General features: G+C 69.4%; 15 protein-coding genes and 1 pseudogene. 7 read left to right on the forward strand and 9 right to left on the reverse strand.

Going from position 1 to position 14,821, the window contains the following annotated elements:
• Positions 1-54 precede the first annotated feature (54 nt).
• The 6 genes from C7M71_RS17685 to C7M71_RS17710 all read right to left on the reverse strand — a co-directional run bounded on the left by C7M71_RS17685 (position 55) and on the right by C7M71_RS17710 (position 5,826).
• Positions 55-249: an acyl-CoA carboxylase subunit epsilon gene (locus tag C7M71_RS17685; RefSeq protein ID WP_111489464.1), complete on the reverse strand. Its 195-nt coding sequence runs from the start codon at positions 247-249 to the stop codon at positions 55-57.
• Between the two features lie 16 nt (positions 250-265).
• Positions 266-1,873, reverse strand: coding sequence for an acyl-CoA carboxylase subunit beta (locus tag C7M71_RS17690; protein ID WP_111489465.1), 1,608 nt, complete (start codon positions 1,871-1,873; stop codon positions 266-268).
• A 447-nt stretch (positions 1,874-2,320) separates the two neighbouring features.
• On the reverse strand, positions 2,321-3,271 hold the full coding sequence (locus C7M71_RS17695; RefSeq protein WP_162824290.1) for a phosphotransferase family protein: 951 nt from the start codon (positions 3,269-3,271) through the stop codon (positions 2,321-2,323).
• Positions 3,272-3,428: 157 nt separating this feature from the next.
• On the reverse strand, positions 3,429-3,923 hold the full coding sequence (locus tag C7M71_RS17700) for a gamma-glutamylcyclotransferase family protein (protein WP_111489467.1): 495 nt from the start codon (positions 3,921-3,923) through the stop codon (positions 3,429-3,431).
• 14 nt (positions 3,924-3,937) lie between these two features.
• Positions 3,938-4,486 (reverse strand): GNAT family N-acetyltransferase, encoded by a 549-nt coding sequence (locus C7M71_RS17705; RefSeq protein WP_162824291.1) that lies wholly within the window; start codon positions 4,484-4,486, stop codon positions 3,938-3,940.
• 26 nt (positions 4,487-4,512) lie between these two features.
• Complete coding sequence (locus C7M71_RS17710; protein ID WP_111489469.1) at positions 4,513-5,826, reverse strand: hypothetical protein; 1,314 nt, start codon at positions 5,824-5,826, stop codon at positions 4,513-4,515.
• 440 nt (positions 5,827-6,266) lie between these two features.
• On the opposite strand from C7M71_RS17710, the gene fxlM reads away from it, so the two are divergent.
• The 5 genes from fxlM (at position 6,267) to C7M71_RS17735 (ending at position 13,029) form a co-directional block, all read left to right on the forward strand.
• A complete protein-coding gene (gene fxlM, locus C7M71_RS17715; protein WP_111489470.1) occupies positions 6,267-7,508 on the forward strand; it encodes a methyltransferase, FxLD system in 1,242 nt (413 codons plus the stop codon).
• A 56-nt stretch (positions 7,509-7,564) separates the two neighbouring features.
• The gene (locus tag C7M71_RS17720; protein WP_111489471.1) at positions 7,565-7,753 is read left to right on the forward strand and encodes an FxLD family lanthipeptide; all 189 of its coding nucleotides are present in this window, start codon (positions 7,565-7,567) and stop codon (positions 7,751-7,753) included.
• Positions 7,754-7,830: 77 nt separating this feature from the next.
• On the forward strand, positions 7,831-10,875 hold the full coding sequence (locus tag C7M71_RS17725; RefSeq protein WP_111489472.1) for a lantibiotic dehydratase: 3,045 nt from the start codon (positions 7,831-7,833) through the stop codon (positions 10,873-10,875).
• The gene (locus C7M71_RS17730; protein ID WP_111489473.1) at positions 10,875-12,020 is read left to right on the forward strand and encodes a lanthionine synthetase C family protein; all 1,146 of its coding nucleotides are present in this window, start codon (positions 10,875-10,877) and stop codon (positions 12,018-12,020) included. The genes C7M71_RS17725 and C7M71_RS17730 overlap by 1 nt, the downstream gene beginning before the upstream one ends.
• Positions 12,021-12,048: 28 nt before the next feature.
• Positions 12,049-13,029 carry a thiopeptide-type bacteriocin biosynthesis protein gene (locus C7M71_RS17735; RefSeq protein WP_111489474.1) on the forward strand — a complete coding sequence of 327 codons (981 nt, stop codon included), beginning with the start codon at positions 12,049-12,051 and terminating at the stop codon, positions 13,027-13,029.
• Positions 13,030-13,213: 184 nt separating this feature from the next.
• Here C7M71_RS17735 and C7M71_RS17740 read toward each other — a convergent pair whose 3' ends face one another.
• A complete protein-coding gene (locus C7M71_RS17740) occupies positions 13,214-13,666 on the reverse strand; it encodes a nucleoside deaminase (RefSeq protein WP_175607702.1) in 453 nt (150 codons plus the stop codon).
• 86 nt (positions 13,667-13,752) lie between these two features.
• Positions 13,753-13,974 carry a hypothetical protein gene (locus C7M71_RS30730; protein ID WP_162824292.1) on the reverse strand — a complete coding sequence of 74 codons (222 nt, stop codon included), beginning with the start codon at positions 13,972-13,974 and terminating at the stop codon, positions 13,753-13,755.
• On the opposite strand from C7M71_RS30730, the pseudogene C7M71_RS33240 reads away from it, so the two are divergent.
• Together C7M71_RS33240 and C7M71_RS17750 are read left to right on the forward strand one after the other, a co-directional pair.
• Positions 13,973-14,164 (forward strand): annotated as a pseudogene (locus C7M71_RS33240) (hypothetical protein). The gene C7M71_RS30730 and the pseudogene C7M71_RS33240 overlap by 2 nt on opposite strands.
• Before the next feature lie 4 nt (positions 14,165-14,168).
• Positions 14,169-14,702 (forward strand): DUF6879 family protein, encoded by a 534-nt coding sequence (locus C7M71_RS17750; RefSeq protein WP_111489476.1) that lies wholly within the window; start codon positions 14,169-14,171, stop codon positions 14,700-14,702.
• Here C7M71_RS17750 and C7M71_RS32930 read toward each other — a convergent pair.
• Positions 14,663-14,812 (reverse strand): DUF397 domain-containing protein, encoded by a 150-nt coding sequence (locus C7M71_RS32930; RefSeq protein ID WP_111489477.1) that lies wholly within the window; start codon positions 14,810-14,812, stop codon positions 14,663-14,665. The two genes, C7M71_RS17750 and C7M71_RS32930, sit on opposite strands and share 40 nt — an antisense overlap.
• Between the last annotated feature and the right edge of the window lie 9 nt (positions 14,813-14,821).

A 14,821-nucleotide genomic window follows, 5' to 3' on the forward strand; every position in this document is an offset into this window, starting at 1 on the left:
CGGCCCCCCTCTTGCCGAGGGGGCCGGGCCGTTCCGGTTCCTGCTGTCCGCGCGTCAGGCGGCGGTCTGCCAGCTGAGCGGCGAGTAGTACGACGGGCGGCGCTCCAGCCGCTGCCAGCGGGCGACCGGCTCGGGCTGGGCGGCCGACGACTGCCGGGCGGCAGCGGTGGCGGCGGCGCGGGCGAGGAGGACCGCGGTAACGGCGGCCAGCTCCTCGTCGGTGAGGCTGCCCTTGACGACCTGGATCATCTCTGGACTCCTTGGGTCACATGGGCGGGTTGCCGTGCTTGCGCGACGGCAGATCCGCGTGCTTGGTACGGAGCATGGCAAGCGAGCGGATGAGCACCGCTCGGGTTTCGGCCGGGTCGATGACGTCGTCCACCAGGCCGCGTTCGGCGGCGTAGTAGGGGTGCATCAGCTCGGACTTGTACTCCTTGACCATGCGGACCCGCATGGCCTCGGGGTCGTCGGCGGCGGCGATCTGCCGGCGGAAGATGACGTTGGCGGCGCCCTCGGCGCCCATCACGGCGATCTCATTGGTGGGCCAGGCGTAGGAGAGGTCGGCGCCCACCGAGCGGGAGTCCATCACGATGTAGGCGCCGCCATAGGCCTTGCGCAGGATCAGCTGGATGCGCGGCACGGTGGCGTTGCAGTACGCGTAGAGCAGCTTGGCGCCGTGCCGGATGATGCCGCCGTGCTCCTGGTCGACGCCGGGCAGGAAGCCGGGCACGTCCAGCAGGGTGAGCAGCGGGATGTTGAAGGCATCGCACATCTGGACGAAGCGGGCCGACTTCTCGGACGCCTCAATGTCCAGGACCCCGGCGAGGGACTGCGGCTGGTTGGCGATCAGGCCGACCACCTGGCCGTCCATCCGGGCCAGGGCGCAGATGACGTTGGTGGCCCAGCGCTCGTGGACCTCCATGAACTGGCCGTCGTCGACCAGTTCCTCGATCACCTTGCGCATGTCGTACGGCCGGTTGCCGTCGGCCGGGACCAGGTCCAGCAGGGCCTCGCAGCGGCGGTCCACCGGGTCGTCGGTGGGCACCGCCGGGGGAGTCTCGCGGTTGTTCTGCGGGAGGAGCGAGAGGAGGTAGCGGACCTCCTCCAGGCAGGTCTGCTCGTCGTCGTAGGCGAAGTGCGCCACGCCGGAGACCTCGGCGTGCACATCCGCGCCGCCCAGCCCGTTCTGCGAGATCTGCTCACCGGTGACGGCCTTGACCACGTCCGGGCCGGTGATGAACATCTGCGAGGTCTCGCGGACCATGAAGACGAAGTCGGTCAGCGCCGGCGAGTACGCCGCGCCGCCCGCGCACGGGCCGAGCATCACCGAGATCTGCGGGATCACCCCGGAGGCGCGGGTGTTGCGCTGGAAGATGCCGCCGTAACCGGCGAGGGCGGTGACGCCCTCCTGAATCCGGGCCCCCGCGCCGTCGTTCAGCGAGACCAGCGGCGCCCCGGCCGCGATGGCCATGTCCATGATCTTGTGGATCTTCTGTGCATGGGCCTCGCCCAGCGCACCACCGAAGATCCGGAAGTCATGGGCGTACACAAAGACGGTCCGCCCATGCACCGTCCCCCAGCCGGTCACCACACCATCGGTGTGCGGCTTCTTGGCCTCCAGGCCGAAGCCCGTCGCCCGGTGCCGCCGCAGCGGCTCCACCTCGCTGAACGAATCCTCGTCCAGCAGCAGCGCGATCCGCTCCCGAGCCGTCAGCTTGCCCTTGGCGTGCTGCGCCTCGGTCGCCCGCTCACTCGGGCCACTGCGGGCCCGGTCCTTGAGGTCGCGCAGTTCAGCGACCCGCCCCCGGGTGTCGACCGGGGCGGGCGGGGCCTGGTCGGCCTCCTCGGTGCTCGCCTCTTGCAGAACCGTCATCTCCAACCACTCCCAGTCTGTCCGGAATCGCTCGGCGGCCGGATCGACGGCTCCACCACTGCGTCGTGGGGGGCGGCGCACAACGGCAGGGTCGGCTGCGGCGGCTGCGAACACTTCCCTTACGACCTTACGAGCGGAGGGCTCATCGCACGGGCGTCGGGTCCGTACAAGGTCCAGCCGGATTCCATGTCCGAGCCGAACAGGAGCCGACGGCGCAGCAGCGGCGCGCAGGTGTCCGCAGGCGGCCGACGGACCGCCGGGCGGCATCCGGCGTCCGGGCCGAAACCACAGGTCAGCGGAGTCCGGCGGGGTCCATGCCGGGAGGCGCGAGCCGATCCGGACCGTGCGGCGCCGGATCATCCGGTACCGGCCCACGCGGGCGGCAGGTCGTCGGGAGTACATAAATTCGAACGGGTGCGCCGAACGGGTGGCACCGGGGCCGGCACATCAGCGCCACCCCGTCCGGTGAGCGATCCAGGTTCGCCCGATTGCCGCCATCTCGGCCTGGTAGCCGCGCAGGTGCGGCACGCCGGGCGGAGCCGGAAGACGGGAACTGCGTTCCCAGTAGCCGGCCTGCGCCGCGGCGAACGAGGTGACCGCCTCGGGCGGGGCGCCGTTCCAGGACGCCACGTCGGCCATCAGCTCCTCGGCCCGGGCCGGACTGTGGCCGGCGCGGATGAGCTGCGGCACCAGAAACGCGGGGTCGATCCAGGGCGCTCCCTGGTGGAGGTAGGCCCAGTCGATGGCGAGGGCGTTCCCGTCCCGCATCAGCATGTTGTCGGCGCGCAGGTCCACATGGAGCAGGCAGTCGCCGGTGGAGTCGGCGCGCCAGTCCCGCTCGATGGCGGCCAGCTTCCCCAGGTGCCGCGCGGACCACGTATCGAGGGCGGCGTGCTGGTCGGCGAGGGTGCGCCAGCCGTGGAAGCCGCCCTGGAGGACATCGGCCACGGCCGGCGCGTCGGGGATCGGGGACGGGCTGACGGTCTGCGGAAGCCGGTCGAGCAGGTGGAGCACCGCACCGAGGTCCGGCGAGCCCGGGGCGAGGTCGGGATGGCCGCCGCCGACGTCCTCGAAAGCCATCAGCAGCCATCCGCCGGCCTCCCAGGCGTCGAGCAGCCGAGGCACGGGCACCTGGGCGGGCAGTGCGCGGTTGACCGCCGCCTCGGTGGCGTACATCGAGTAGGCGGCGTGGTCGGTGGCGATGCCCTTGAGAAAGACCGGGCGGCCGTCGGCAAGGGTCGCGCGGACCGCGAGACCCGGGCTGAACCCGCCTGCCTGCGGCAGGCTCCGGGCGACGGACGAGCCGAGCACCGCAGTCACGGACTCCCGTGCCTCGGGCGCGAGTTGGGCCCAGCGCGGCCTCACGGAGGTGCGTACGGCAGGGTCGGAGGGTGGCACGGCAGCTCCTGGGGGCGGGCCCGGTACGCCGGGCCTCAGACGGTTGTCGAGCCGATTACGCCGGGTGACACCCAATGATGCGGTTGTCCAAGAGGTCCGTCAGGTACGCGATGACATCGGCACCGACGGGAAGCACGGGGATCGCCGCTCGTGCCCGCTACTTGATGGCGTCGATCGCTCCCTTGGCCAGTTCTGCGGAGATGCGCGCGCACCGGGCTGCGTACTGCTGGAGGTGTCGGGCCGCGAAGTCGTCGGCGTTCCAATCCTCGGCCCGGATGTCGCCGTCCGCCCAGATGTAAGCCCATCCGGAGTCGCCGGAGGTGAGGGGCACCTTCCGCAGGTCGTACCGGTCGTCCTCGAAGGCGTCGAGGATCGCCCACTCCTCAGTGCTGAGGTCGGTGAGCAGCAGCCCGAGCGTCGTGGCGTTGGGTGCGGCGACGAGCCCGGGGTAGACCCGTTCTTCGAGCGCTGCGGCACGCCATCCCTGCGCGGAGGCCGGCGTGCGTGGCGGTACCCGCCCCAGCAGCGCTTCGAGCACGGCATCGAACTGCAGCGTGCCGTAGACGAAGAGGGCTTCCGGGCCGTCAGCGAGTCGGTTCCGGCGAGCGGGGGTCACCGGGCCCCGGGCCTCCTGGTTGATCGGCTCAGTCATGTGCGGTCCGGTTGTCAGCGGGTCGAGGGCAGGAACATGGCGTCGTAGACGGGCGACTCGGGAGCGTGCTTGATCCGCCCCACGACCGTGTACCCCCAGCGTAGGTAGGCATCGTGGGCTGGCTGATTACCAACGATGCAGGTCAGAGCCGTGACACCCTCCGCTCGCCCGGTGATGACCGTATCGTGAATCCGACGCCCCAGCCCGTGGTTCGTGCACTCGGGCAGCACCATCAGCTCACGCAGCCAGAAGACCTGGCCGGCCTCGGCCATCTCCCGCAGCGTTTCCGGCCTCCGGTCGCCGAGGGAGATCCACCACGGTTTGTCCGCAGGCAGGGTTGCACCGTGCACATAGCCGACGATCCGGCCGTTCAGGCGAGCGGTGAGCGTCTCGAACCCCTCGGAGTCGAAGGCGGCCTCCAGGCGGTCACGGAACGCCTGGTCGGAGAAGAAGGGGTCGCCGATGTAAGGGGGCACGTCATACACCTTGGAGTACACCTCGACCAGCTCGTCCGCGATGCCCTTTGCCGATGGCCCGTCATACCGTTGGTATTCCACATCCATGGGTTGCATCTCTCCTCCGGCGGTGTTCAGGCGCCATATGCGCGTATCTGTTCGAGCAGGTCCGCCACTCCGCTGCTGCGGTGGTGGGGAGCCAGTCCATCGCGGACGATCTTCAACTGTTCGACCGCCCGGTTGGAGGACATGCCGCCCTCGATAAGGCGCAGAGCCTTGGTGGTGGCGGCGATGCTGTGGTCGATGTCTCCGTTGTGCAAGGCCGCGACGGACAGTCGGCCCAGGCACATTCCGCGATTGCGAGAGTGGGCCACATCCTGAAGGGCTTCGGACTTCGAGAGGAGCTTCTGTGCACGGGCGGTCTGCCCGAGGTCGAGCCGACACATTCCTTCGAGGCACGTCAGCTCTGCCATGTTCAAGAAGGTGGTCCAGTCCGGGTCCCTGACGTCGTCACCGCGTTCCCATTCCGCCCAGGCTTGCCGGATCGCGGCCTCGGAGCTGAAGCGGTCGCCGATCCGGGCGTACCCCTGAGCCTCACGGATTGCCAACAACGCGATGACTCGGTTCGGGGCCTGCCACTCGCCGGCGTGTGCGTGGGCCAGGCGGGCGAAGCGCACGGCCTCCCGGCCCTTGTTCAAGTCCACGGCCTGCCGTGCCAGGTTGCTCAGGGTCCGGCACGCGAGCATGTCGTCCCCGGTGAGCATGGCTGCGTTGAGCGCTTCGGAGAAGTACTGGTGGGCCTTTGCTTGCAAGCCCGCGTCGTAGCAGAACCACCCAAGCGAGGTGGTGAACTTCCCGGCCACGGCGTGGAGCTGGCGCCCCAGCGTGTCGTCGTAGATGCCCCGGTCGATCATGTGGTGCACCCAGTGCAGGTGTGCCCGAGTCGGCCTCCACAGTCGATTCCCGCCGAACTGCTGGTCGATGGCGTCCATGTCGTCCGCTGCCTCGCGCAGCAGCTCGACCTCCGACGCCCCGATGCGCCAGTCTGCGGAGCTGGTGGCCCCCGTCGTGGTCTCCGCCAGCCAAGGCGGCGGCTGATCGCTCATCGGGGCGGTGCTGCGGGCGCCGAAGAAGGGAACCACGGCGGCGGCGCTCCGGGTGATCGGGGGCATCGGCATAACGGCAGGCAGGCTCGATCCGCCGCCGCGAGGGCGAAAGCCCAGTTCCTCGATGGGCCGTTGCCAGTAGACGGAGAGCACCTGCCGGGTGTCGGGGTGCGGGGACGGGGGATTCTCCGCCTCCCACTTCGAGTACTGCCGGACACTGAAGGTCGGCGCCTTGCCGATTCGGCCTTCTGCGGAGAGGCGCGCAGCGAGCGCCGAGAGTTCCCGGACAACCTGCTCCTGCGTGCGGTTGAGGCTCTCGCGTAACCGCTTCATCTCGGACATGGGTACCCCTCGCCATCCCGTTTCGTGGCCACCGTAACGGCTCCGGACAGCGTGGTACGAGGCGTCGTCAACGCAGCGCCCAGGTGGGAGAGAAAGGGCGGGCGAAGGGCAGGTAGAGGGCTACTGGAGTACCGGTGAAAGGGCCTGGTCTTCGGCGTCCCACTTCGCTGCACTAAGTGACACGGCATGCACTGTGTGTGTTGATGGCGCCTGGAGGGCTCATGGAGACCCGCACCGAGATCGGTGTGCCGCCCACTGCGTCCGATCCGCAGGTCGCGGAGGGGCCGCGCCCGCCCCGCCACCTGGGAACCTGCATGGCTGTACCACGGTTGCTCCGGAAGACCTCGCGGCTCCGCAAGCTGCGGCTCAGACAACCGTTCCGGCGGCGTACGAATAGGCACCCAGTTCCTCGGCGCGCGGCGTCGAGAAGGAGAACTTCCGTGGACAACGGCCCCGACATGATGACTGAAGCGAACTCCTCGGCCAACGAAGACCAGTTGCGTGATCAGATGATCAGGCGGCTCATCGAGCTGGGGGCCCTCCGAAGCAGGCAGGTCGTGGCCGCGTTCCGGAAAGTCCCGCGCCACCTCGCAACCCCTGACGAGGACATGGCCACCGTCTACAGCGTGGAACGAGCTGTGATCACGAAGACGGATGCCGACGGCGTTCAGCTCAGCTCCGTGTCGGCCCCGCGCATCCAGGCCATGCAGATCGAACAGGCCGACATCCACCCGGGGATGCAGGTTCTGGAGATCGGCTCCGGGGGCGTCAACGCCGCATACCTCGCCGAGATCGTCGGCAAGGACGGCCTGGTCGTCACCGCCGACATCGATTCGGAGGTCACTGAACGCGCTTCGGTGTTCCTCTCCCAGGCTGGCTACGACCAGGTCCACATCGTCACCGTGGATGGAGAGAACGGGGTACCCGAGCACGCCCCCTACGACCGCATTCTCGTGACGGTCCAGGCCGCCGACATCCCCCCTGCCTGGCTCGACCAGCTCAAGGACGGCGGACGGCTCGTCGTGCCGCTACGGGTGCGCGGTATGACCCGGACCGTGGCGTTCGTCCGCCACGGCGACCGCCTGCTCAGCGACGGGTTCGAGCTTTGCGGCTTCGTGCCGATGCAGGGCATCGGAGAGAACCGCGTGCGCTTGGTCCTGCTGCACGAGGTGAGTGGGGAAGAGGTCGGGCTCCGGCTGGACGGCCACCCCGAACCCGATGTCGAAGCACTGAGTGCGGCCCTGCACACGCCGCCCGTCAAGTCGTGGTCCGGGGTGGCTCTGGCAGGCGACGAGTCGAACGAGCACCTTGACCTGTGGTTGACGACCGCACTGGACAACCTTCCGCTGTTGGCCGGACAACAGGCCGCCCGTGCCCGGGGCATCGTTGCCTCGATCTCCCCACACGGCATCCCGACCCTGGTCGAGGCCGACAGCTTCGCCTACCGGACGGTGCGCCCTACCGATGACCCCGACCGCTTCGAGCTGGGCGCCATCGGTCACGGTCCCCATGCCCAAGAGGTCGCCGACCGTCTGGTCGAGCAGATCCGGGTGTGGGACCGAGTGCACCGTAGCCACCGTGCACATATCGAGGTCTATCCGGCCGGCACGCCGGACGACGTCCTTCCCGCAGGCCGCGTCATCGACCGGCCGCACACGCGGATCACGATCACCTGGCCGTAGCAAGCCCGGGGCCAGGCTGTAAGGGCACGTCCAACCACTTGTTCAGGAGGAACGAGATGGCACCACAGAGCAGCACCCTGAAGGCCGCCACGGACTTCTCGGGGGAGGGCATGTCGGACTTCGACCTCAGCATCGAGACCGTTGCGTCCGCCCCGATCGTCCCCGGCCTGCTGAACGACACCGGGGACGGCTGCGGTTCCACCTGCCAGTCCGCCTGCTCGAACAGCACCTGCATCAGCGGCTGACCCGGTGGTGGGGGGCCGGGGCCGGATTCTCAGGCCCTGGCCCCGCGCCAATCCGACCAGAGAACGGGGGCACAACGATGTACCACGCCGTTGACGCGGCCTTGATCAGGGCCTCGGCGCGTCCGCTGGCGGCGGAGCTGCCTCCTTGGCCGAACCTGGACGGCAGTAGCCCTGACGATGTGGAGGGGTGGCGCGAGTGGATAGGACAGGTCTGGGCGACCGACGCCACGGCCGAGGCCATCACGTTCGCCAGCCCCGTCTTGGCCGAGGCTGTACGCGGTGTCCTCACCGGCCGTCTTCGGCAGCCCCGCGCAACGCTGCGAGCCACGCTGTCTCTGATGCGGTACCTCCTGCGGATGCAGTACCGGCCGACTCCATTCGGTCTGTTCGCCGGCACCGCCCCCGTACGTCTGGGTCGGACGGCAAAGGTCCATCGGGGCACGGACCATCGCGGATCCGCCCGACCTGATGCCGAGTGGTTGGCCGAGGTCGCCTCCGACCTGGAGACCCGCTCCGCCCTGCTCCGGCGCCTTCCGGTGATGGCGGATCCCACCCGGATCGTCCGAGGCGCCAAGGTGGTCGTCCCCCACCAGCCGGGCGCTGACGGGCCGGTGGAGATGAGCATGCGGCACACACCTGCCGTCGAGGTGGTGCTCAGCCTCGCTCATTCCCCCATCACCGCCGGGGAGATCGTGGCCGAACTCCAGGCCGACTATCCGGACATGCCCGTCGCCGCCATCGAGGACATGGTGCGCCGCTTGGTCAAGCACGGGCTGCTCCTCACCAGCCTGCGGGCCCCCATGACCACCGACGACGCCCTCGGACACCTCATATCCCAGCTCGACATCCTCGGGGCGGGCACTGTCTCCGAGACCGGCGGGATTCCCGGACAACTTCGCCGGATTCACCAGCTCCTGACCCGGCATGACGCCGCTCCCGCCGACGAGCAGCGCACCATCCGCGCCGAGGCCGCCCACCGGATGACGGCTGTGACCGAGGTGACGGAACGAACGCTCATAGTCAACCTGCGCCCGGACTGCGACACCGTCCTGCCCCTGGTGGTGGCCGAGGAAGCACAGCGCGTCTTGGCGGTCATGGCCCGCATCTCGCCGTACCCTGCCGGACCCCCGGCCTGGCAGGACTACCGCGCACGCTTCCTGGAGCGCTACAGCATGGGCGCTCTGGTGCCGGTACGTGATCTCACCGACCCGGACATCGGACTCGGCGTCCCGGCCGGCTACCGGGGTTCGGTTCTCAAGCGCCCGGTGCTCGCGACAAGTCGCCGCGATGAATACCTCCTTGCGCTCGCCCAGGACGCCGCAGCGAACCGGACCCGCGAGGTCGTCCTGGCGGAAGAGGACGTCGCATCCCTCTCCGTCGGGGACTTCGTCCAGGTGCCCGCCCACGTCGAACTGTGCTTCACCGTTCTCGCGAGGTCCCTGGGTGACCTGCGGCAGGGGCGGTTCGCATTGGACCTCGTGGGCCTGTCGTCGGCCGCTGGTACCACCACGGGCCGGTTCCTGGCCATGTTGGAGCAGCCCGACCGCGATCGGATGAGCGCTGTGTACGCCGGCCTGCCCACCTTGGAAGACGGAGCGGTCCGTGCCCAGATCTCCAGCCCACCGCTGCGCCTGCGCACTCAGAACGTCAGCCGGTCTCCTGCGGTCGTGCCGCACGTGCTCTCCCTCGGTGAGTACAACCCGACCGCCAATCTCGACCTGGATGACCTCGCCGTCGGGGCGGACGCCCGGCGCCTGTTCCTCGCCTCGCTCACCACCGGACAGCGCATCGAACCGTCGGTGATGAACGCCGTGGAACTCACCAACGCCACCCACCCACTTGTGCGCTTTCTGAGCGAAGTACACCGCTCGCACGTCGCCGTCATGGCCCCGTTCTCGTGGGGGGCTGCTGCTCGGTTGCCATTCCTGCCTCAGGTCCGCGTAGGCCGCACGATCCTGTCCCGGGCCTGCTGGCGGCTTACACGCAGGCACGTCGGCACCGCAGCCGGGGCCGACTGGATGCGGCGCTTCACCGACTGGCGCTGCCGGTACGGCGTCACCCGAACCGTGTTCGTCGGGTCCGACGACCAGCGTCTCCGCCTCGACCTCGACCATCCCGCTCATCTGCGGATTCTCCGCTCCGAGCTGGAGCACGCCAGCGTGCTCACCCTCCATGAGGCCCCTGAGGAAGACGCCTTCGGCTGGCTCGGGCACGCGCATGAGATCACCATGCCGTTTGCCTCGGACCTGCCCCCCGCCCGCCGCATCGACGCCACAGCGGTTGTCCGCCGCGAGGTCGGGAGGCTGCCCGGGACCACGCCCTGGGCCTATCTCAAGGTCTACAGTCACCCAGACCGTGCTTCAGAGATCCTGGCCACCTGTCTGCCCGCTCTTCTCGACCAGTGGGGAGACGAGACGCCTCAGTGGTGGTTCACTCGCTACGGCGACCCGGGCACTCACCTGCGCGTGCGGATCCGGCTGGCCCGACCGGATGCCTTCGGAGAGGTCGCACAACGAGTGGGCGCATGGGCGGCAGCCCTCCGGAACGACGGACTGGCCAGTCGGATCCAGTGGGACACCGATGAACCCGAGATCGGCCGCTACGGCACCGGCCATGCCTTGGACGCGGCAGAGCGCTACTTCACTGCGGACTCCGCCGCAGCCATCGCGCAGATGGCCCTCCAGATCCCCTCCGGCTTGCGCCAGGCCGTCACCGCCGCCGGCTTCGTGGACATCGCTGACGCTTTCACCGGCGGACCGGCGGCCGGACGGCGCTGGCTGGTCGAGAACCTGCTGAAGTCCCAAGGCGTCGCGCCCCCACGAGACGTTCAGGCACATGCCCTCCGCCTCGCTGCCCCCGACACAGGCTTGGCCGCTCTGCGCTCCCTTCCCGGCGGTGAGGGCGTCATCGCCGCCTGGACTCATCGGCGTCAGGCCCTTGGGCAGTACCGGGCCTCCCTCGAAGACGCCGGCGCTGCACCCGCTGCCGTCCTGCCCTCCCTGCTGCACATGCACCACAACCGGGCCGCCGGCGTCGACACCGACGACGAGGTCACCTGCTGTCGACTGGCACGTACCGCCGCGCTGTCCTGGACCGTTCGGCAGAAAGGAGCCTTGCGGTGATGACCGTCCCGTCGGCCCTCGACCCGGCCACCGCCACTCGGCAGTCCCTCGCGCACGGTCCCCTCGGGATGGCCCTGCTCCATGTCGAGCGGGCCCGCTGCGGGAATGGTCCGTGGGAGGCCGTCCACCGCCGACTCGCCGTCATCGGGCCGCTGATCGAGGGACCCGAGGCAAGTCTGTTCCTCGGTGCCCCCGCGATGGCATACGTCCTGCACCTGGCCGCCGCCGACAGCAACCGTTACGCAGGAGCCCTCCACGCCCTTGACGGCATCGTGGCCGCACACACCCGCCGCCGCCTGGATACCGCTCACGACCGGATCGACAAGAGCAGGCAGGCCGCTTTCGCCGAGTACGACCTCCTGCGTGGCCTGACCGGACTCGGCGTTCTCCTGTTGCGCCGTCAGCCGGACAGCGTCGAGACGAAGAGGGTCCTGGAGTACCTGGTGCGGCTCACGGAACCGATCAAGGGGCCGAAGGGGATCCGGATCCCGGGCTGGTGGGTGTGGCACGCTCCCACGAATCTCGGTGCCCCCACCCCAGGTGGCCACGCCAACGTCGGCCTCGCCCACGGCATCGCCGGACCGCTGGCCCTCCTCGCACTTGCCAAGCGCAAGGGGGTCGTCGTGGACGGCCAAGATGACGCCATGATGCGGATCTGCCGCTGGCTCGACCGGATACGCCAGAGCGACCACCGCGGAACCCGCTGGCCTCGATGGGTCACCGAGGCGGCCGTCGTACCCGTCCGTCCGGCCGCGCCGTCCTGGTGCTACGGCACACCCGGCTTGGCTCGCGCCCAGCAACTCGCCGGCATCGCCATGGAGGATGACCACCGCAAGAGGATGGCCGAGCGTGCACTCCTGGACTGCCTTGCCGACCCGCTCCAGCTCAACCGACTCACCGATCGTGGCCTGTGCCACGGTGTCGGCGGACTTCTGCGCACCGTCGAGCGCGTCGCGGAGGACGCGGAGACCCCGAGCGTGTTCACCGACCGGCTCCACCAGCTCAGACAGCACTCCCTCACGATGGGCCCCCCGGAGGAAACCGGCTTCCTCGAAGGCGCAGCCGGGGCGGCCCTGGCCTTCCAGTGCGCGGAACCGGACGCCGGAGGTGTCGGCGACTGGGATGCCTGCCTGCTCCTGGTCTGACCGCAGGCATGAAGAAGGAGACCCCGGGATGGACCTACACGACAGCTGCGCGGCCGAACAAGCCGTGCTCTCCGTCCTCGCCGGGACGTCGATCGAGGACACCGCCGCGCGGCTACGGACATCACCCACCCGGCTGGCCGAAGCCGTCGAACTGTACCGCGCCGCCGGCCGTGCCGCTCTCGACGCTCAGCCGCTGCCCTCCGGCTGGCATCAGACGTACATCGAGTACACCGACTACCTGGCCGCAGACCGTGCCTTCCGAGCCCACCTTCTGCCGTGCCTCCGCGACGGAGTCGGCACAGGACTCGTCGGTGGGTGGTGGTTCCTGCGCAAGCGCCCCTGTTGGCGCCTGCGGGTGCAGCCGGGCCCCGGCGTCATCGTCGAGGACGTGATCGAGCACATCACGGATGCCCTCGACAGCACGGTGTCGTCGGGCCTGGCCAAGCGCTGGTGGCCTTCCCTGTACGAGCCGGAGACCGTCGCGTTCGGCGGCCCGGATGGCATGGAGATCGGCCACACGCTGTTCCACGACGACAGTGTCGGTGTCCTCGACTACCTACAGCGTATGAACACCGACCCCGCCGGGCTGCTCGACGCCAAGGCAACCTCCTTCCTCGTCATCACCTTGTTCCTTCGCGCGGCCGGACAGGAGTGGGCCGAACAAGGCGACGTGTGGGCACGTATCGAAACCACGCGGCCCCTGCCCGCCGAGGAGGCGCCCGCCGAGAAGATCGTCGTCATGGCTGACACACTGCGGCGACTCCTGATGCTCGATGCCGGCGCTGCACTCGCGGTCGAAGGCCCTCTCGCGTCCCTCAGCGCTTGGACAGCCGGTATGGAGCGGGGCGGCCGGGCCCTCGCAGACGCAGGACGGGAAGGGCGCCTTTCGCTCGGGCTGCGCAGCATCCTGGCCCGGCACGTCCTCTTCCACTGGAACCGGATGGGCTTCACGAGCCGTCAGCAAGCCATCTGGGCCAGGGTCGCGAGGCAGGCGATCCTCGGCTGCTGACCCTGCATCCCTGCTGACCCTGCTGGCCTGGCGATATCGGCCCCGGTGCTGGTGCGCTCGCGAAATCAATACAGCTTCCCCGAGCCTGGCTTGCGGACTCGCCTACCTCGACGGGGAGTTGGTCCCAGCGCGGCCTCACGGAGGTGTGTACGGGAGGGTCGGAGGGTGGCACGGCAGCTCCTGGTTACTCGCCGATGTCCTCGGCCCAGAGATCCGGACGGGCCGCGATGAAGTCCCGCATCAGGGCGACACACTCCGGGTCGTCCAGCACGGTCACCGACACGCCGTGCTCCGCGAGCCGCCCATGGCCGCCCGAGAAGGTCACCGCCTCGCCGACCACCACCCGGCCGATGCCGAACTGGCGCACCAGCCCGCTGCAATACCAGCACGGAGAGAGCGTCGTCACCATGGTGGTCCGCCCATACCCGCGCAGCCGCCCCGCCGCCCGGAACGCCGCCGTCTCGGCGTGCATCGACGGATCACCGTCCTGCACCCGCCGATTGCGCCCCCGCCCCAGCAGCTCCCCGTCCGGCCCGAACAGCGCCGCCCCGATCGGGATGCCGCCCTCCGCCAACCCGGCCCGGGCCTCCTCCATCGCCACCGCGAGCATCGCCCGCGCGGCCGTCCCGTCGTCCATGCTCCCCAACCGTCGTCGCATCCGCTGCTCCACCGCTTCAGCATGCCCGCAACCAGCCCGTCGCACTTCGGCGCGGTCACGGCGATTCAGTTTCTCCCCTGCGCGCTCACGGTGCGCAGGTGGGCATACCAGGTGCCGATCGAGTCCTTGTAGCCCTGCGGCATGACGAGCCCGGGGGCCTCCTCCTCACGGAAGAGGCCGATCCCCGTGGTCTTCGCCGAAGTCGCCCCCCCGCTGCCCCCGCGCGCAGCATGCTGGAAGCCGATCCAGCACCCGAGGATGGGGACGACTGTGAGAAACCTGCGCATGCTCGGCACCACGTCCGACAAGAACGAGTACCCCACCCTGTAGGAGGACCTGGACACCGGCGAGATCCTGGTTCAGGGGGACGCCATCACCGGTCCGGAGGACATGGCCCAGCTCAGCAATGTCCGCCCAGGTGAGGCGTTCGTCGTCATCCCCCGTGAGCTGCTGCTGCGCTTCGCCCCGAAGGAGTGACCGGGTGACAGAACTGGCCTCGACGGCCGTCCTGAACGATCTGTTCGACACGTTCCAGCACACCGCCTGGCGGCTGGAGGTGCGACGGGCCTACGACGCCGACCAGCGGACCGACCTCTACAAGCGGTTCCTGCGGGGCGAAGGGGTGGAGGAGGACACCAGCGGCCCCTGGTACACCTCCCGGCGGCAGATGGCGGCTGAGGGCAAGCGGGTGGAGCGCGTACGGCTGGTGGACGCCCCGCTCACCGAGAACCAGCGGTTCCTGCTGGCGCGGGCTCCGCACATCATCGGGGTGGGCGAGGACGTGCGGTATCTGTGGCGGACCGATGCCGAGAAGCTGGGCCTGCCCATGGAGGACGTCTGGCTCTTCGACTCCCGCCTCGCCGCCAGGCTGCACTTCGACGGCGACCGCACCGCCGGAGTGGAGCTGATCGAGGAACCGGCCGAGGTCCTGGCGTACTGCCAGGCGCGAGACGCCGCCTGGCACTTCGCGGTCCCCTACGCCGGCTTCAGGGCGCGGGTACCTTCCCCGGAGTGAGTACCGACTACCAGAGGGCCCGGGGCGACCTCGATGCACTCGCCTTCGTTCCCGTTGCTGTAGCTGGACTTGACCCACGTGGTGGTGGACAGGTCGGGGAAGGTGCTCATGGGGCTTAC

The organism is Peterkaempfera bronchialis (assembly GCF_003258605.2).
Classification (GTDB): domain Bacteria; phylum Actinomycetota; class Actinomycetes; order Streptomycetales; family Streptomycetaceae; genus Peterkaempfera; species Peterkaempfera bronchialis.